The 17741-nt window shown below is 57.1% G+C and carries 16 protein-coding genes, 2 tRNA genes and 2 rRNA genes; 10 read left to right on the top strand and 10 right to left on the bottom strand.

Annotated elements, in window-relative coordinates; all coding sequences use genetic code 11:
* Positions 1 to 33: 33 nt before the first annotated feature.
* The 6 genes from M8Q45_RS16170 to soxR form a co-directional block, all read right to left on the bottom strand.
* Positions 34 to 609 carry a DUF6162 family protein gene (locus tag M8Q45_RS16170; RefSeq protein WP_249875570.1) on the bottom strand — a complete coding sequence of 192 codons (576 nt, stop codon included), beginning with the start codon at positions 607 to 609 and terminating at the stop codon, positions 34 to 36.
* Complete coding sequence (locus tag M8Q45_RS16165) at positions 606 to 932, bottom strand: hypothetical protein (RefSeq protein WP_030137810.1); 327 nt, start codon at positions 930 to 932, stop codon at positions 606 to 608. Before M8Q45_RS16165 ends, M8Q45_RS16170 begins: the two co-directional genes overlap by 4 nt.
* Complete coding sequence (locus tag M8Q45_RS16160; protein WP_249875569.1) at positions 929 to 1471, bottom strand: PA2404 family protein; 543 nt, start codon at positions 1469 to 1471, stop codon at positions 929 to 931. Before M8Q45_RS16160 ends, M8Q45_RS16165 begins: the two co-directional genes overlap by 4 nt.
* A complete protein-coding gene (locus tag M8Q45_RS16155) occupies positions 1468 to 2682 on the bottom strand; it encodes a PepSY-associated TM helix domain-containing protein (RefSeq protein WP_249875568.1) in 1215 nt (404 codons plus the stop codon). The genes M8Q45_RS16160 and M8Q45_RS16155 overlap by 4 nt, the downstream gene beginning before the upstream one ends.
* A 239-nt stretch (positions 2683 to 2921) precedes the next feature.
* On the bottom strand, positions 2922 to 3380 hold the full coding sequence (locus M8Q45_RS16150; protein ID WP_249875567.1) for a VOC family protein: 459 nt from the start codon (positions 3378 to 3380) through the stop codon (positions 2922 to 2924).
* A 100-nt stretch (positions 3381 to 3480) separates the two neighbouring features.
* Positions 3481 to 3936: a redox-sensitive transcriptional activator SoxR gene (gene soxR, locus M8Q45_RS16145; RefSeq protein WP_249875566.1), complete on the bottom strand. Its 456-nt coding sequence runs from the start codon at positions 3934 to 3936 to the stop codon at positions 3481 to 3483.
* A 92-nt stretch (positions 3937 to 4028) separates the two neighbouring features.
* Here soxR and M8Q45_RS16140 point away from each other — a divergent pair, with 92 nt between their 5' ends.
* The 5 genes from M8Q45_RS16140 to M8Q45_RS16120 all read left to right on the top strand — a co-directional run bounded on the left by M8Q45_RS16140 (position 4029) and on the right by M8Q45_RS16120 (position 8669).
* Positions 4029 to 4433 carry an antibiotic biosynthesis monooxygenase gene (locus tag M8Q45_RS16140; protein WP_249875565.1) on the top strand — a complete coding sequence of 135 codons (405 nt, stop codon included), beginning with the start codon at positions 4029 to 4031 and terminating at the stop codon, positions 4431 to 4433.
* A 68-nt stretch (positions 4434 to 4501) separates the two neighbouring features.
* On the top strand, positions 4502 to 4768 hold the full coding sequence (locus M8Q45_RS16135) for a hypothetical protein (RefSeq protein WP_249875564.1): 267 nt from the start codon (positions 4502 to 4504) through the stop codon (positions 4766 to 4768).
* A gap of 98 nt (positions 4769 to 4866) precedes the next feature.
* Positions 4867 to 5481, top strand: a complete 615-nt coding sequence (locus M8Q45_RS16130; RefSeq protein WP_249875563.1) for a LysE family translocator — start codon at positions 4867 to 4869, stop codon at positions 5479 to 5481.
* 163 nt (positions 5482 to 5644) lie between these two features.
* Entirely contained in the window at positions 5645 to 6811 is a 1167-nt protein-coding gene (locus M8Q45_RS16125; protein ID WP_249875562.1) for a cysteine desulfurase family protein, read from the top strand.
* 49 nt (positions 6812 to 6860) lie between these two features.
* Positions 6861 to 8669 (top strand): aminopeptidase P family protein, encoded by a 1809-nt coding sequence (locus M8Q45_RS16120; RefSeq protein ID WP_249875561.1) that lies wholly within the window; start codon positions 6861 to 6863, stop codon positions 8667 to 8669.
* A gap of 9 nt (positions 8670 to 8678) precedes the next feature.
* On the opposite strand, the gene M8Q45_RS16115 is transcribed toward M8Q45_RS16120, so the two are convergent.
* Complete coding sequence (locus tag M8Q45_RS16115; protein WP_249875560.1) at positions 8679 to 9269, bottom strand: 2-hydroxychromene-2-carboxylate isomerase; 591 nt, start codon at positions 9267 to 9269, stop codon at positions 8679 to 8681.
* Between the two features lie 31 nt (positions 9270 to 9300).
* Positions 9301 to 10029, bottom strand: coding sequence for an SDR family oxidoreductase (locus M8Q45_RS16110; protein ID WP_249875559.1), 729 nt, complete (start codon positions 10027 to 10029; stop codon positions 9301 to 9303).
* 89 nt (positions 10030 to 10118) lie between these two features.
* Between M8Q45_RS16110 and M8Q45_RS16105 the strand changes: the two genes are divergently transcribed.
* Complete coding sequence (locus tag M8Q45_RS16105; protein ID WP_249875558.1) at positions 10119 to 10688, top strand: TetR/AcrR family transcriptional regulator; 570 nt, start codon at positions 10119 to 10121, stop codon at positions 10686 to 10688.
* A 7-nt stretch (positions 10689 to 10695) separates the two neighbouring features.
* Here M8Q45_RS16105 and M8Q45_RS16100 read toward each other — a convergent pair whose 3' ends face one another.
* The gene (locus M8Q45_RS16100; protein WP_181288040.1) at positions 10696 to 10977 is read right to left on the bottom strand and encodes a hypothetical protein; all 282 of its coding nucleotides are present in this window, start codon (positions 10975 to 10977) and stop codon (positions 10696 to 10698) included.
* A gap of 168 nt (positions 10978 to 11145) precedes the next feature.
* Complete coding sequence (gene rhtA / locus M8Q45_RS16095) at positions 11146 to 12033, bottom strand: threonine/homoserine exporter RhtA (RefSeq protein ID WP_249875557.1); 888 nt, start codon at positions 12031 to 12033, stop codon at positions 11146 to 11148.
* Between the two features lie 683 nt (positions 12034 to 12716).
* On the opposite strand from rhtA, the gene M8Q45_RS16090 reads away from it, so the two are divergent.
* The 4 genes from M8Q45_RS16090 (at position 12717) to M8Q45_RS16075 (ending at position 17673) form a co-directional block, all read left to right on the top strand.
* Positions 12717 to 14253 (top strand): 16S ribosomal RNA (locus M8Q45_RS16090).
* Between the two features lie 123 nt (positions 14254 to 14376).
* Positions 14377 to 14453: transfer RNA gene (locus tag M8Q45_RS16085), tRNA-Ile, on the top strand.
* Between the two features lie 10 nt (positions 14454 to 14463).
* Positions 14464 to 14539, top strand: a tRNA-Ala gene (locus M8Q45_RS16080).
* 242 nt (positions 14540 to 14781) lie between these two features.
* A 23S ribosomal RNA gene (locus M8Q45_RS16075) occupies positions 14782 to 17673 on the top strand.
* Together the 16S and 23S rRNA genes with 2 tRNA genes alongside form the textbook arrangement of a ribosomal RNA operon.
* The last annotated feature ends 68 nt before the right edge of the window (positions 17674 to 17741 follow it).

The following is a 17741-nucleotide window of genomic DNA, read 5'->3' as shown; positions in this document are numbered from 1 at the left end:
GGCAAGCGGTCTTCTCTCGGATGAGGGCGTGGGTCAATGCCGGTGCTGGCGAGTCACGCCGGCATCGAACTGCGCGACGATCTGTTGCCAACCAGCGGCGGACAATGCAGCGTCGTCCAATGCGGTGGGGGCGGTCGCAGGATGGCTGCGGTTAAGCCAGATGTCCGGGGGCGCGTCGGATATTTCGCTGATGCGCATCAGAAAGGAGCCAGAGACGGGCAGGTTGGCGCTCGCACCGAAGTAGGCGCGTTCGCCCAGCAGTTGCCAGGCGTGCCCGCCGCGACTGACCGAACTGGCGTCCTGTGCGAACGGGGCAAAGCCTTCCTCGGCCAACGCCTCCGGGGCGGGAAGGGTTTGCTCGCTTTCGCCCAGGATGCGGATTTCGTCCAGCGTCACCCTCAGGTCGGCGTAAATGCCTTGCTCGGCGGCGCTGAGGTCGCGACGGGCATCCAACTGGTTGCTTTCCAGGTGGGCGACCTCCTGGGTTTCGCCATGCCAGGCCACCACTGACCCGGCGCCCAATACGATGACCAGGCACAACAGCAGGACGTAAAGGGTCTCATGGCCGGCGCCGGCGGGGCGGATGACTTGAGTGGTGGGAGCGCTCATGGGGCCTCGATGTCGGCTTGGTCGATTTCCACCACGTGGCCGGGGCCGGCGTCGAAGAGCACGTAGAATTCGGCGTTCGGTTTTTTGAAAGTCAGCTTCGAGTCGGCGCCGAGCTTGCCGGGCACCAGGATGGTTTCGTCGTAGCCGATCACATCCAGGGTCACCCCGGGGGCGCCGCTGCCGTCGGAAAAGCCGCCGGTGCATTGGATCTGTTCCGCGTCGATGGCCTTGCATTCGCACATGGGGTTGTGGGCCAGTGCGCTGGTGCTCAAGCCTGCGCACAGCAGCAGCGCCAGGCTGTTGAGGGGGGCGCGGAAGGTCATGGTCGGGCTCCTTGGGTTTTCAGCCAGGCGACGGTGGCCGGGGAGGCCTGGTCCAGGGGAATGGAGGCTTGATGCATCGAGCCATCCCAGCCTTCGAGGGTGATCCACAGCTCGGCGTCTGGCTGAGTCTTCCTTGGCACCGGCAACAGGGCGCCCATCCGATAGGGCGACCCGAAGAAAATCACCCCGGCGGCCCGCAGGCTGCGAGGCTTGCCGATGCGCAGGTAGGTGGCTTTCACCTGGCTGATGCAGCGTTGGCACAAAGCGGCATTGAAGTGCTTCATGGGGCCGGCGGGACCCTGGGTTCGGGGGGCTTCGTTGCGAAATTCCGCCAGGCGCAGGCTCCACGGTCCAACCTGGATTTCGCCGACTTCCCGCTCGCCTAGCCCGCCGTCACCCCGGAACAACGCCGCTTCCGAGAGATATTTGGGCATGAATCCCAAGGGAATCAGCAACAACAGCACATTCAGATGGAAACGCCATTTATGCCAGAACCGGCCCAGGCTTGAAGGGGATGTGGTTGTGGTGGACGGGTTCACAGGCTGCCCTCCGGCGAGTCACGGTGGAGGGAGGGTTGCAGCGGCGACGCGATCCGTGCTGGCCGGGCAGGTTTCTGGCTGCGCTTGACGGCGTTGGCGGTGGCCAGGGCGGTGCGTTTGGTCCAGATCAGCAATCCGCTGAGGACCATCATGCTCAGGACCAGGCCGAAGAAAAACCAGATGAGCTTGATCCAGATCCCGCCGAAGTCCCCGGTGTGCAAGGGCCGCATGGATTCGGTGACGAACTCCAGTGCCGTACGGTCCGACAACAATCGCGAGGCGTCCACCTCACCGTTGTAGGGATTGATGGTTGCGGTCTGGAACATCAATGGGTACCAGCCGCGTCCGCCGACCTCCAGATGGCTGTAGGCATTGCCCGGCAGGCTGACGAAACTCGCTTCCAGCCCGGGAATTTGCTGCCGGGCGATCTCGATGGCTCGGTCCAGGTTCAATTGCGGTGGGGCAGCACCATCGGCCGACAGCGGCACACTTTCCCGGGCCACGACCGGGACGACCGGCGCGCTGGAGATGGAGATGCCGTTGTCGGCCAGCGTGGCTTCGATCAGGAACCAGGTGCCGGTCACGGAAATAACCGCGATGAACCAGATCGACCAGATGCCACTGAGCCGATGGAAATCGCCCCAGAAAATTCGCGCGCCGTGACGGATACGCAAGGTCGGGCGCAGGAAGCCTTTCCAGAAGCGTTTGTAGACGACAAGCCCGGTTACCAGTGATGCGAGCATCGGCAAGCCGAGGAAGGAAACCAGGTACCAGCCCCAGCTGTAGCCGTTGGTGAACGGCACCAGCCACCAGCCATGCAGGGCGCGGGTGAAGCCTCTGAAGTTGAACGCCGGGGCCGATCCCTGGATGACGCCGCTGTAGGGATTGACGTAGACAGTGTCGGGGCGCCCGTCGGGGTAGGTGACCTTGGCTTCAAGGGCAAAATGCGACTCATCCGGGCGAACGAGGCTTTGCACTTGTGTCAGCGGCTGGGCTTGCTTGATGGCAGCCATGACCTGGTCGTAGCTAAGCAACGAGGCGTCATCGCTGGGCTTGCTGGCGCGCATCTCAGGATTGGCCAGCCAGACGATCTCCTGGCTGACCACGGCCAGGGTGCCGGTGACACAAACGATGAGCACGAAAAACCAGATGGGCAACGCCAGCCAGCTATGGATCAGGAACCAGAGTTTGGAGCGGGACTTCTTCGACATGATTGAACGTCTTGATTCGATGAAAGGTTCCGTGTCACGGGCTTCGCAACACCCTGAACCCTGGAAAAGCGGGCCGTGGCTTTTGCCGACGCGGCCTGCTGCATCTAACTAAGACGAACCAGCAACTCAAATCCTGAAAGGGAGAATGAAAGAAAATGTTTCGCGTTCGCGCTAGGGCGTCCTTTTGTGACGAGGGGGCAAGCCCCCTCGCCAGGATCAACGCTACCTTTTAACGCGCGTCAGTCTTGCTGGAACATTTCCCGGGCACGCTGCTCGATCTGTTCCTGAGTCAGGTCCTCCTTGCGCGTTGCCAGGAACCACAAATGCCCGTAAGGATCTTTCAAAGTGCCGGAGCGATCACCGTAGAACTGATCCTTGACCTCGGAAATCACGCTGCCTCCGGCCTCGATCGCCTGGGCGAATGCGCTGTCCACGTCGTTGACGTATAAATGCAGGCCTACCGACGGCGAGCGATCCGGATTGCTCAGCGGGCCTTGGTCGCAAGGGGTGCCAAGCATGATCGGGCAATCGCCGATCCGCAGTTCGGCATGGCCGATGCCGCCGTCGGGCATGCTCAGGCGCATGACTTCGGTTGCGTTGAAGGCTTTCTTGTAGAAATCGATGGCTTCGGCGGCTTTCTGGATGCCCAGATAAGGCGTGATGCTGTGATAACCATCAGGAATGGCTTTGACGCCCATGACGTTTCTCCTTGTTGTTATGGGAGGACGACTTTCGTCGATTTTCGCTCACCCACTATAGAACGCCGCCCATGGGAGGGCTCACGCCCCGACGAACGTTTCACGGCTCGTCCAACAAATGCGCCCCCGGTCCTCGCTTGCCAAGCACGTCGCCCTGATTGCGCAACGGGCAATTTTCCATCGAGAGGCAACCGCAGCCGATGCAGCCGTTCAGCCGGTCGCGCAGGGCGATGAGTTGATTGATGCGCTCATCCAGATTTCGGCTCCATTGTGCCGATAAGGTCTTCCAGTCGGCTGCTGTCGGGGCGCGATTCTGCGGCAGATTCTTCAGCGCTTCGCCAATCTCCGCCAGGGGAATGCCCAGGCGCTGGGCGACCTTGATCAGCGCCACGCGCCGCAGGACTTCTCGGGGGTAGCGACGTTGATTGCCCAGGTTGCGAGTACTTTTGATCAGCCCCTTGGTTTCATAGAAATGCAGCGCCGTGACCGCCACACCGCTGCGAGCGGCGACTTGGCCGACGGTGAGCTCCTTGTGAAGGTTTATGGGCGTTGTCATTCCAATCACCGCTTGACCTTGACTTAACTAGAGGTTTTACCCTGCTGGCCTTCGGATCGCAAGATTCGCCTTACCTCAACGGGGGACCTTTCATGCAATCGCCAATCAGCTTCTCGCATTTGATTGAATTCGACATCGAGCCTCAAAGGCAGCTGGCGCTGGTGACCGCCCTGACAGAACAGACCGAGCGCCTGGCGCGGGATTTTCCGGGCTTTCTCAGCGCCAGTATCCAGGCCAGCGAGGACGGCCGACGGGTGCTCAACTGCTTGCAATGGCAAACCCGCGAAGCAGGAGAAGCGGCATTTCGAAGTGTTGAAAATGGCGAGGAAAATTTCTGGCGGCTGATCCAGAAGCATCGGGCTAAAGCGGTGACGTTCGGCTCTTTTCAGGTACTGCGCAACATCGAGCGCAGCTTGGACGGTGCTTTGCATTGTCCGTGGGTCAACCCAGCGCAACGGGGGATCCGAGAGGGCGATACCCACTATCAAAAGCGTTGATTTCTGCCGTTCCATGCCGGCGGGTAGCCTTTGTTCATCGCCCAACTTCAGAACATCGGACACCCGCCATGAACCGTATCCTTGCTGTCTTGCTGCTGTTGACTGCCTCCGTATTGAGCGGTTGCGCCTCGTCGTCTCCGGAGCTGCGTCCGTACACCGCCGAGGAAACCCGCGAGCTGGCCCTCGAAGCCTTGAATCGCCGGGGCCTTTCGTTCGAGGAGTATCACGCCAAGAAAGCCGAATTGCTCGGCCCATCGCAGAAAAACGTCGGCTTCGATGAGCGAGGCGAAATGAACGCTGAACAGGCCGTCCAATTGCCTGGCCGGTCAAGCTGAAGGACTGTACCGCTCGAAGTTTTGCCTAACTGTCCATGGGCGTGTGCCGGGACGTGGGGTAGGGTCATCACCTGACTGCCTCGACGGATTGACCTGCCATGACCCTCTCGCTTGACCTGCTGCTGGGCTTCGCCCTGTTTGCCCTGGTGACCTCGATCACACCTGGCCCCAACAACACGATGTTGCTGGCCTCGGGTGTCAATTTTGGTTTCAACCGTACCATCCCTCACATGCTGGGTATCACCTGCGGGTTCTTTTCCCTGGTGCTCGCGGTGGGCCTTGGCCTGGGCGCGGTGTTCCAGGCTTATCCGCTGCTTTACACCCTGTTGCGCTATGTCGGCGCGGCATACCTGATGTACCTGGCATGGAAAATCGCGCATTCCGGTCCTGTCTCGGACAGCGCAGCGGGCAACAACAAGCCAATCAGTTATTGGGGCGCGGCGGCGTTCCAATGGGTCAACCCCAAGGCCTGGATCATGGCCATCGGGGCCATCAGCACCTATACACCCCTACAAGGCTACTTTTTCAATGTGTTGGTGATCGCGGCGGTATTCGCCCTCATCAACCTGCCAAGCGTCAGCCTGTGGGTGGTCTGCGGCAGCCTGTTGCGCAACCTGCTACGCGATCGCCGATGGTTGCGCCTGTTCAACTGGGGCATGGCGCTGCTGCTGGTGGCATCGCTGTATCCGTTGTTGGTGGAAAGCATGAGTTGAGGGCTGAGCTTCGACGCGATGCCTGCTAAGCTCGCTGTTTCCAGGAGCGTTCCTACGCACTTTTAAATGAAGTCCGACTTCCTTTAAGGTCTTGATCAGGTAAAGCTTGTCTCGAACCCAACGAGGGCACCCTGGTCCCGGAACAGGCTCTGCGAGTTTTCTTATGAATAAGCGTCCTTTGTATTTTGATTATGCCGCCACCACACCGGTGGATGAGCGGGTCATCCAGGTCATGGTCCAATGCCTGGGTTTTGATGGCAATTTTGGCAATCCAGCCTCCAGCTCCCATGCCTTCGGCCAGGAGGCTCGACGTGCCGTGGAGCAGGCGCGCCGGCAGGTGGCCCAACTCGTCGGGGCCCAAGCCGGACAAATCGTCTGGACGTCCGGGGCTACCGAATCCAACAACCTGGCAATCAAGGGCGTGGCCCAGGCGCGCGGCGTGCGCGAGGGGCACCTGGTGACCAGCCTGATCGAGCACAAGGCGGTTCTCGATACCGTCAAGCAATTGGAGGAGGGCGGTGTCGCGGTGACTTGGCTGGCGCCGGATGCCGATGGCCTGATCACCCCGCAAGCGGTTCGCGAGGCGCTGCGCGAAGATACGTTCCTGGTGTCGCTGATGCTGGTGAACAACGAGTTGGGCACCGTCAACGACGCCGTTGCCATCGGTGAGATCGTTCGCGAGCATGGCGCGCTCTTCCATATGGACGCGGCCCAGGGTGCGGGGAAAGTGAGTATCGACCTGGCCCGGTGGCCGGTGGACCTGATGTCTTTTTCCGCGCACAAAATCTACGGCCCCAAGGGCATCGGTGCACTTTATGTCGGTGACCGCGCGCGGCCGCGCCTGTCGGCGCAGATCCACGGCGGAGGCCATGAAGGTGGGTTGCGTTCCGGTACCCTGGCGACCCATCAGATTGCAGCCATGGGTGCGGCGTTCGAGCTGGCGGCGCAGTCGTTTGACGAGGAACTCGCCCATATCGCCCGGTTGCGCAATCGTTTGCTTGAGCCGCTGTTGGCATTGCCCGGCGTATGTATCAATGGCAGCGCCACCCAGCGCATTGCGCATACGCTGAGCCTGACTTTCAACGAAGGCGAGTTCAATCCAGCCGCGCTGGGCGCTTCGATTGCTTTTTCCGCCACATCGGCCTGCAACTCGGCGAATAACGCCCCTTCCCACGTACTGTTGGCCCTCGGGCACGACGAACGGGCGGCGAGCCGCACCATTCGCTTGAGCCTGGGACGTTTCACCCATGAACAAGACATCGACGAGGCGGTGCGGTTGATCAAGGCGGCCTGTGCCGCTGCGCCAGCATTCTGGGCGACACCCACCTGAGCCGAACCTATTCGGCATCGAACAACAATATTGATTAGCAGGAGTGATGATGAGTACCCAGCCTTTGACCCCAGGACAGGTTCCGCAGCGCCTGGCTCGAATCCGCCAATTGATGAGCGACGAGGGCATCCACGCATTGCTGGTGCCTTCGGCCGACCCGCATCTCTCGGAGTACCTGCCGGGCTACTGGCAAGGGCGCCAGTGGTTGTCCGGTTTCCATGGCTCGGTTGGAACCTTGATCGTCACTGCGGGTTTTGCCGGGGTTTGGGCTGACAGCCGTTATTGGGAGCAGGCTACCAAGGAGCTGGAGGGCAGTGGTATCGAGCTGGTCAAGCTTGTTCCGGGTCAGCCCGGCCCGCTGGATTGGCTCGGCGAACAGACACCCGAGGGAAGCGTGGTTGCGGTTGACGGTGCGGTGATGGCCGTAGCATCGGCGCGAACCCTGAGCAGCAAGCTTGAGTCTCGCGGTGCGCGGCTGCGTACCGACATCGACCTGCTACAGAAGGTTTGGAGCGATCGCCCAGGCCTGCCTGATCAACCCGTCTACGCCCACCTGCCACCGCAAGCGACGGTCAGCCGTGTGGAGAAGCTCGCGAAGCTGCGCGAATCCCTCAAGGAACGTGGCGCCGATTGGCATTTCATCGCCACCCTTGATGACATTGCCTGGCTGTTCAACTTGCGTGGCGCGGATGTGTCCTTCAATCCTGTGTTCGTTTCCTTTGCCTTGATCAGTCAGCAACAAGCAACGCTCTTCGTGGCTTTGGACAAAGTTGACGCACCGCTGCGCGCGGTTCTTGAACGGGATGGCGTGACGCTACGGGACTACAGCGAGGCTGGCGCAGCGCTGCGTGAAGTGCCCAATGGCATGAGCCTGCAGATCGATCCGGCGCGGGTCACGGTCGGCTTGCTGGATAATCTTGGCAGCGGTGTGAAGTTGATCGAAGGACTCAATCCCACGACGTTGGCAAAATCGCGCAAGAGCTTGGCGGATGCCGAACATATCCGTAAGGCCATGGAGCAGGACGGGGCGGCGCTCTGTGAGTTTTTTGCCTGGCTGGAAAGTGCCTGGGGGCGCGAACGCATCACCGAGCTGACCATCGATGAGCACCTCACCGCAGCCCGAAAGCGTCGGCCGGACTTTGTTTCCTTGAGCTTCAATACCATCGCTGCATTCAATGCCAATGGTGCGATGCCTCATTACCACGCCACGGAAGAGGCGCACGCCGTTATCGAAGGCGATGGCTTGCTGTTGATCGATTCGGGTGGGCAATATCTCGGCGGAACCACGGACATCACCCGCATGGTGCCGGTCGGAACGCCAACGTCAGAGCAGAAGCGTGATTGCACCCGAGTGCTCAAGGGCGTGATTGCCTTGTCCCGGGCCAGATTTCCCCAGGGCATTCTGTCGCCTTTGCTGGATGCTATCGCCCGCGCGCCGATCTGGGCCGAGCAGGTGGATTATGGTCATGGCACGGGTCATGGGGTCGGTTATTTCCTCAATGTCCATGAAGGGCCGCAGGTCATTGCCTATCAGGCCGCCGCTGCGCCACAAACCGCGATGCAGCCAGGGATGATCACGTCGATTGAGCCGGGCACCTATCGTCCAGGTCGCTGGGGCGTGCGCATCGAGAACCTTGTCATCAATCGCGAGGCGGGCAGCAGCGAGTTTGGCGCGTTCCTGGAATTCGAAACGCTCACGCTGTGCCCGATCGACACCCGCTGCCTGGAGCCGTCTCTACTGACCCAGGATGAAAAAGACTGGTTCAACGCTTACCACGCCGAGGTTCGGCGTCGATTGAGCCCATTGCTGGAAGGCGACGCGCTGCAATGGCTGAACACGCGAACGGCGGCCATCTGACGCGAAGGATCAGGCTAGGGCTTCACGGACGAAGTCCAGTCGATCCTGCCCGAAGAACAGCTCATTGCCGACAAACATGCTCGGAGCGCCGAACACGCCCCGGCGAATGGCTTCTTCGGTCGTGCTTTTGAGCTGCTCCTTGACCAACTGATCGGTCGTCAGGGCGAGTACATATTCAGGGTCGAAACCACCTTCGCTCAGGACCACCGCGACGGTTGCTGGATCATTGAGGTTGCGCGCGTTTACCCACAGCGCACGGAACAGGCAATCAATAAAAGACTGGAAACGGTCGGGTTGATGCAATTGCATGCCGGTCACGGCACGCATCAGCAGCAGCGTATTGATTGGGAAGTGAGGGTTGAGCTTGAACTCGACACCGTAGCGCTTGGCGAAACGACTCAAGTCCTGAAATAGATAGGGGCCCTTGGCTGGCACGGTAACGGGGGATGCATTACCCGTTGCCTTGAAGACGCCACCGAGCAACATGGGACGGTAAAGCAGCGCACTGCCAGCTTGCGCGCAAAGCGTGGGCAACTGGGTATAGGCCAGATAGGTGGTCGGGCTGCCGAGATCGAAGAAAAATTCCACTGATTTGTTCATGGGCATTGCTCTCTTATTGGTAGGAGGTGGCTTACCAGCGTTCGCTCCACGGGCGCAGGTCCAGCTCGAATGTCCAGGCGTCACGGGGTTGGGTGTGCAGGTACCAATAATTTTCGGCAATGTGTTCAGGATCGAGGATGCCATCCTCATTCTTGGTTGCGTATTTTTCCGGAAAGTTGTCGCGGATGAAGTCTGTGTCGATGGCGCCATCCACCACCACGTGGGCGACGTGAATATTCATTGGTCCCAATTCGCGCGCCATGCTCTGGGCCAACGCGCGAATGCCATGTTTGGCTCCCGCAAATGCTGCGAATCCGGATGCTCCGCGCAACCCCGCCGTAGCCCCGGTAAACAGGATCGTCCCGCGGCGACGCGTGGCCATCCGCTTGGCCACTTCCCGGGCATTGAGAAAACCCGAGAAGCAAGCCATCTCCCAAATCTTGAAATACTTGCGTGCGGTCTCCTCAAGGATGCTACAGGGCACATTCGCGCCAATATTAAAGACAAAGGCTTCGATCGGACCGATCTGATTCTCGATCTGCTCAATCAGCGCGATGACATCTTCTTCCCTACGTGCGTCGCAGGCAAAACCATGAGCTTCCCCGCCTTGGGCCCTTATATCGTCGACCAATGGCGCGAGCTTGTCGGCACTTCGACGCGTAACGCAGGCCACGAAACCTTCCCGGGCGAAACGCCTGGCGATCGCGCCACCCGTGGCGTCGCCGGCACCTACAACCAGTACGACCTTCTTATTATCCATGGTCAGCTCCATTGCTAAACGATCGTTAACTAAACGGACGTTATGCTAAGATCCGGCCAGCGTCAAGGTGATGATCAAGAGGCAAGACAATGCGTTATTCGGCCAGTCACAAGATGGAAACCCGCGAGAAATTGCTCGCCAGTAGTGCCGTATCGGCCAAGACGTCAGGTTTTTCGACGGTAGGGGTTGATGGCCTCATGAAGGCGATCGGGTTGAGCGGCGGGGCGTTTTATAGTCACTTTTCGTCCAAGGACGAGCTTTTCAAGGCTATCGTCGAGCGAGAGCTGGCTCATAGCCTGGATCGTTTGAGTGGTGATGGGGTCATGGACTCAGTGAAGCTCGATCGTTGTCTCAAGCAATATTTGAGCATGAGTCATGTCGAGCATCCGGAGGCGGGGTGTGCCTTGCCGGTATTGGGCGCTGAAATTGCACGTTCGGATATGCAGGTGCGCGAGGCAGCGCAAACGTGGATCTGTCGTTTGCATGACGGCTGGGCAAAAGTGTTGGGTAGCGATAGCTTGGCCTGGGCGATCCTGTCGCAATGCGTTGGGGCGCTTGTCGTCGCCCGCATGCTCGTCACGCCGGAAGTCCAGCGTGATGTTCTCAAATCCAGTCATGGGGAAATCAGCCGTCGGCTGGCTGAACGGCAATCAGACTGACTCACCGCTATTTGCAGATCACGATCATGCTGCGACTGGTGTAGCCGGCTGGGTTGAGTCCGAAAGGATAATCTCCCGGCTCCTCGACGGCATCGCCCGATTTGGCGATGACCTTGTAGTTTTTTGGGGCGCATGAGTTCGCGGCGGTGGCGGCGCACTGGTCCCAGGATGACGTCAGGCCGGAACAATTGATGTGCAGGCCTTTTTTACCACGCTTGATTTCGGTTTTCGATGTCGCTGCGCAGCCAGCAATTGCAAGTACCGCGATCAGTATCAGAATTCGTTTCATTCCCGTCCTTATGCCGTCGCGGATCTTTTGCCTGCGTACGGCTGCTTTCGCTTTGGTCTTAAGCGTACATGACGTCCTTGTATGAAAAAATTCCATGCCGACCATTAGGTTACGGCTCTAAACATGGCCTAAATACGCGGCAAATACCAGAGCTACGTAAAAAGCTGCTCAATCTGCTGCAATGGCCGGCTTTGCGGTCTCCCCCATGGTCACCGTCGCGCCGATCGACGCGAGAATAATGCAAGTAATGGCAGCCCATTGGGACAGTGAAAGGTATTCGTGAAGGAATATCAGTCCTGACAACGCACCGACCGCGGGCTCTACGCTCATCAGGGTCCCGAAGGTACGGGCTGGAATGCAGGTCAGGGCAATCATTTCCAAGGTATAAGGCAGGGCAGTGGACAGGATGGCGACACCCATGGCGATTGGAATCAGGCTTGGTGTCAGCAGTGTGGCCCCGGCGTGAACGATGCCAACAGGGGCTACAAATAGCGCAGCGATCATGACCCCCAAAGCTGCGGTCTGCACGCCATTGTCCGCTCCAGCTTTCTGGCCAAACAGGATGTACAGCGCCCAACAAACTCCGGCGCCCAGGGCATAGGCGGCACCGATCAGGTCGATGCCGGTGCTGGTGGCCCCTGAGGGTATAAGCAGCAACAAGCCAATCACCGCCAGGGCAATCCAGAGAAAATCAATCGCTCGACGTGACGCGTAGATAGCGACCGCCAGGGGGCCGGTGAATTCCAGTGCCACGGCAATGCCCAGTGGAACGGTGCGCAGTGACATATAGAAGAGGAAATTCATTCCACCCAGAGCCATTCCGTAGATCACTACGGTGCGCAAGGATTGGGCGGTGAGCTTGGCTCTCCAGGGACGTAGCAGCAACAGCATGATGATGCTGGCGAAAATGAGGCGCAGCGTCGTGGTGCCCTGTGCGCCCACTATCGGGAACATGCTCTTGGCGAGTGACGCGCCGGACTGGATCGATGCCATGGCGATCAGTAGCAGGGCAACCGGGTATAGGGAGGTTGCCAGGCTGCGATTTGGTGGGGTCATTACGAGGTTTCATCCATTGCGAAGGCTGGAGAAGCGGTTTTTGAGCAATATAGTGCGCATTTCAAGCAGCGCAGTCTATATATAAGACGGGCTTGGACCGTTTCGGCCAGAAAAATGGAGAAAGAGAAAATAACGGTTGACGGCAGATTCCAGGTGTCTATAATTCGCCCCACTTCCGGCGCAGTCGAAACGGAAAACTCCTTGATTTTCAATGAGTTAAGTAGGTTTAGATAGGCCGGGCGCTTCAGTTCATCGAAGCGCTGAAGGAGTTGATGGGGCGGTGTTGTTTGGCCCTATCGGCGATTCGATCTTCTCGGTCGAAAGCGGTGAAAAAGAGGTGTTGACAGCAGCGAGTAACGCTGTAGAATTCGCCTCCCGCTAACGAGAGATCGAAAGCGCAAGTGGTTGAAGTTGTTAAGGATTTCCAAGCGAAACTTTGAAAACTTCTTAAAATAACCGCTTGACAGATACACGGGGCGCTGTAGAATGCGCGCCTCGGTTGAGACGAAAGGCTCAACCCACCGCTCTTTAACAACTGAATCAAGCAATTCGTGTGGGTGCTTGTGGAGTCAGACTGCTAGTCAACAGATTATCAGCATCACAAGTTACTCCGCGAGAAATCAAAGATGTAACCAACGATTGCTGAGCCAAGTTTAGGGTTTTCTCAAAACCCAAAGATGTTTGAACTGAAGAGTTTGATCATGGCTCAGATTGAACGCTGGCGGCAGGCCTAACACATGCAAGTCGAGCGGTAGAGAGGTGCTTGCACCTCTTGAGAGCGGCGGACGGGTGAGTAATGCCTAGGAATCTGCCTGGTAGTGGGGGATAACGCTCGGAAACGGACGCTAATACCGCATACGTCCTACGGGAGAAAGCAGGGGACCTTCGGGCCTTGCGCTATCAGATGAGCCTAGGTCGGATTAGCTAGTTGGTGAGGTAATGGCTCACCAAGGCGACGATCCGTAACTGGTCTGAGAGGATGATCAGTCACACTGGAACTGAGACACGGTCCAGACTCCTACGGGAGGCAGCAGTGGGGAATATTGGACAATGGGCGAAAGCCTGATCCAGCCATGCCGCGTGTGTGAAGAAGGTCTTCGGATTGTAAAGCACTTTAAGTTGGGAGGAAGGGCATTAACCTAATACGTTAGTGTTTTGACGTTACCGACAGAATAAGCACCGGCTAACTCTGTGCCAGCAGCCGCGGTAATACAGAGGGTGCAAGCGTTAATCGGAATTACTGGGCGTAAAGCGCGCGTAGGTGGTTCGTTAAGTTGGATGTGAAATCCCCGGGCTCAACCTGGGAACTGCATTCAAAACTGTCGAGCTAGAGTATGGTAGAGGGTGGTGGAATTTCCTGTGTAGCGGTGAAATGCGTAGATATAGGAAGGAACACCAGTGGCGAAGGCGACCACCTGGACTGATACTGACACTGAGGTGCGAAAGCGTGGGGAGCAAACAGGATTAGATACCCTGGTAGTCCACGCCGTAAACGATGTCAACTAGCCGTTGGGAGCCTTGAGCTCTTAGTGGCGCAGCTAACGCATTAAGTTGACCGCCTGGGGAGTACGGCCGCAAGGTTAAAACTCAAATGAATTGACGGGGGCCCGCACAAGCGGTGGAGCATGTGGTTTAATTCGAAGCAACGCGAAGAACCTTACCAGGCCTTGACATCCAATGAACTTTCCAGAGATGGATTGGTGCCTTCGGGAACATTGAGACAGGTGCTGCATGGCTGTCGTCAGCTCGTGTCGTGAGATGTTGGGTTAAGTCCCGTAACGAGCGCAACCCTTGTCCTTAGTTACCAGCACGTTATGGTGGGCACTCTAAGGAGACTGCCGGTGACAAACCGGAGGAAGGTGGGGATGACGTCAAGTCATCATGGCCCTTACGGCCTGGGCTACACACGTGCTACAATGGTCGGTACAGAGGGTTGCCAAGCCGCGAGGTGGAGCTAATCCCACAAAACCGATCGTAGTCCGGATCGCAGTCTGCAACTCGACTGCGTGAAGTCGGAATCGCTAGTAATCGCGAATCAGAATGTCGCGGTGAATACGTTCCCGGGCCTTGTACACACCGCCCGTCACACCATGGGAGTGGGTTGCACCAGAAGTAGCTAGTCTAACCTTCGGGGGGACGGTTACCACGGTGTGATTCATGACTGGGGTGAAGTCGTAACAAGGTAGCCGTAGGGGAACCTGCGGCTGGATCACCTCCTTAATCGACGACCGCAGCTGCTCCATGAGCTCCCACACGAATTGCTTGATTCATTGAAGAAGACGATAGAAGCAGCTTTAAGCTCCAAGCTGATAGCTCACAGCTAACAGTTACAAGCTCGAAATTGGGTCTGTAGCTCAGTTGGTTAGAGCGCACCCCTGATAAGGGTGAGGTCGGCAGTTCGAATCTGCCCAGACCCACCAATTTTGTAATGGGGCCATAGCTCAGCTGGGAGAGCGCCTGCCTTGCACGCAGGAGGTCAGCGGTTCGATCCCGCTTGGCTCCACCATAAACTGCTTCTGAAAGCTTAGAAATGAGCATTCCATCAAGGTGATGATGAATGTTGATTTCTAGTCTTTTGATTAGATCGTTCTTTAAAAATTTGGGTATGTGATAGAAAGATAGACTGAACGTTACTTTCACTGGTAACGGATCAGGCTAAGGTAAAATTTGTGAGTTCTCTTAGTTGAGAAATTCGAATTTTCGGCGAATGTCGTCTTCACAGTATAACCAGATTGCTTGGGGTTATATGGTCAAGTGAAGAAGCGCATACGGTGGATGCCTTGGCAGTCAGAGGCGATGAAAGACGTGGTAGCCTGCGAAAAGCTTCGGGGAGTCGGCAAACAGACTTTGATCCGGAGGTGTCTGAATGGGGGAACCCAGCCATCATAAGATGGTTATCTTGTACTGAATACATAGGTGCAAGAGGCGAACCAGGGGAACTGAAACATCTAAGTACCCTGAGGAAAAGAAATCAACCGAGATTCCCTTAGTAGTGGCGAGCGAACGGGGACTAGCCCTTAAGCTTCTTTGATTTTAGCGGAACGCTCTGGAAAGTGCGGCCATAGTGGGTGATAGCCCTGTACGCGAAAGGATCTTAGAAGTGAAATCGAGTAGGACGGAGCACGAGAAACTTTGTCTGAATATGGGGGGACCATCCTCCAAGGCTAAATACTACTGACTGACCGATAGTGAACTAGTACCGTGAGGGAAAGGCGAAAAGAACCCCGGAGAGGGGAGTGAAATAGATCCTGAAACCGTATGCGTACAAGCAGTGGGAGCCCACTTTGTTGGGTGACTGCGTACCTTTTGTATAATGGGTCAGCGACTTATTTTCAGTGGCGAGCTTAACCGAATAGGGGAGGCGTAGCGAAAGCGAGTCTTAATAGGGCGTCTAGTCGCTGGGAATAGACCCGAAACCGGGCGATCTATCCATGGGCAGGTTGAAGGTTAGGTAACACTGACTGGAGGACCGAACCGACTACCGTTGAAAAGTTAGCGGATGACCTGTGGATCGGAGTGAAAGGCTAATCAAGCTCGGAGATAGCTGGTTCTCCTCGAAAGCTATTTAGGTAGCGCCTCATGTATCACTGTAGGGGGTAGAGCACTGTTTCGGCTAGGGGGTCATCCCGACTTACCAAACCGATGCAAACTCCGAATACCTACAAGTGCCGAGCATGGGAGACACACGGCGGGTGCTAACGTCCGTCGTGAAAAGGGAAACAACCCAGACCGTCAGCTAAGGTCCCAAAGTTATGGTTAAGTGGGAAACGATGTGGGAAGGCTTAGACAGCTAGGAGGTTGGCTTAGAAGCAGCCACCCTTTAAAGAAAGCGTAATAGCTCACTAGTCGAGTCGGCCTGCGCGGAAGATGTAACGGGGCTCAAACCATACACCGAAGCTACGGGTATCACGCAAGTGATGCGGTAGAGGAGCGTTCTGTAAGCCTGTGAAGGTGAGTTGAGAAGCTTGCTGGAGGTATCAGAAGTGCGAATGCTGACATGAGTAACGACAATGGGTGTGAAAAACACCCACGCCGAAAGACCAAGGTTTCCTGCGCAACGTTAATCGACGCAGGGTTAGTCGGTCCCTAAGGCGAGGCTGAAAAGCGTAGTCGATGGAAAACAGGTTAATATTCCTGTACTTCTGGTTATTGCGATGGAGGGACGGAGAAGGCTAGGCCAGCTTGGCGTTGGTTGTCCAAGTTTAAGGTGGTAGGCTGGGATCTTAGGTAAATCCGGGATCTCAAGGCCGAGAGCTGATGACGAGTTACCCTTTGGGTGACGAAGTGGTTGATGCCATGCTTCCAAGAAAAGCTTCTAAGCTTCAGGTAACCAGGAACCGTACCCCAAACCGACACAGGTGGTTGGGTAGAGAATACCAAGGCGCTTGAGAGAACTCGGGTGAAGGAACTAGGCAAAATGGCACCGTAACTTCGGGAGAAGGTGCGCCGGTGAGGGTGAAGCACTTGCTGCGTAAGCCCACGCCGGTCGAAGATACCAGGCCGCTGCGACTGTTTATTAAAAACACAGCACTCTGCAAACACGAAAGTGGACGTATAGGGTGTGACGCCTGCCCGGTGCCGGAAGGTTAATTGATGGGGTTAGCTAACGCGAAGCTCTTGATCGAAGCCCCGGTAAACGGCGGCCGTAACTATAACGGTCCTAAGGTAGCGAAATTCCTTGTCGGGTAAGTTCCGACCTGCACGAATGGCGTAACGATGGCGGCGCTGTCTCCACCCGAGACTCAGTGAAATTGAAATCGCTGTGAAGATGCAGTGTATCCGCGGCTAGACGGAAAGACCCCGTGAACCTTTACTATAGCTTTGCACTGGACTTTGAATTTGCTTGTGTAGGATAGGTGGGAGGCTTTGAAGCGTGGACGCCAGTCTGCGTGGAGCCATCCTTGAAATACCACCCTGGCAACTTTGAGGTTCTAACTCAGGTCCGTTATCCGGATCGAGGACAGTGTATGGTGGGTAGTTTGACTGGGGCGGTCTCCTCCTAAAGAGTAACGGAGGAGTACGAAGGTGCGCTCAGACCGGTCGGAAATCGGTCGTAGAGTATAAAGGCAAAAGCGCGCTTGACTGCGAGACAGACACGTCGAGCAGGTACGAAAGTAGGTCTTAGTGATCCGGTGGTTCTGTATGGAAGGGCCATCGCTCAACGGATAAAAGGTACTCCGGGGATAACAGGCTGATACCGCCCAAGAGTTCATATCGACGGCGGTGTTTGGCACCTCGATGTCGGCTCATCACATCCTGGGGCTGAAGCCGGTCCCAAGGGTATGGCTGTTCGCCATTTAAAGTGGTACGCGAGCTGGGTTTAGAACGTCGTGAGACAGTTCGGTCCCTATCTGCCGTGGACGTTTGAGATTTGAGAGGGGCTGCTCCTAGTACGAGAGGACCGGAGTGGACGAACCTCTGGTGTTCCGGTTGTCACGCCAGTGGCATTGCCGGGTAGCTATGTTCGGAAAAGATAACCGCTGAAAGCATCTAAGCGGGAAACTTGCCTCAAGATGAGATCTCACTGGGACCTTGAGTCCCCTGAAGGGCCGTCGAAGACTACGACGTTGATAGGCAGGGTGTGTAAGCGCTGTGAGGCGTTGAGCTAACCTGTACTAATTGCCCGTGAGGCTTGACCATATAACACCCAAGCAATCTGTAGACTCGAAAGAGGCCAGATTGCGGTGTGTGAAGACGAGATGAACCGA

The sequence above is a fragment of the Pseudomonas sp. T1.Ur genome (genome assembly GCF_023516725.1).
Taxonomy (GTDB): Bacteria; Pseudomonadota; Gammaproteobacteria; order Pseudomonadales; family Pseudomonadaceae; genus Aquipseudomonas; species Aquipseudomonas alvandae.
This window is presented reverse-complemented; position numbering and strand designations above follow the sequence as displayed.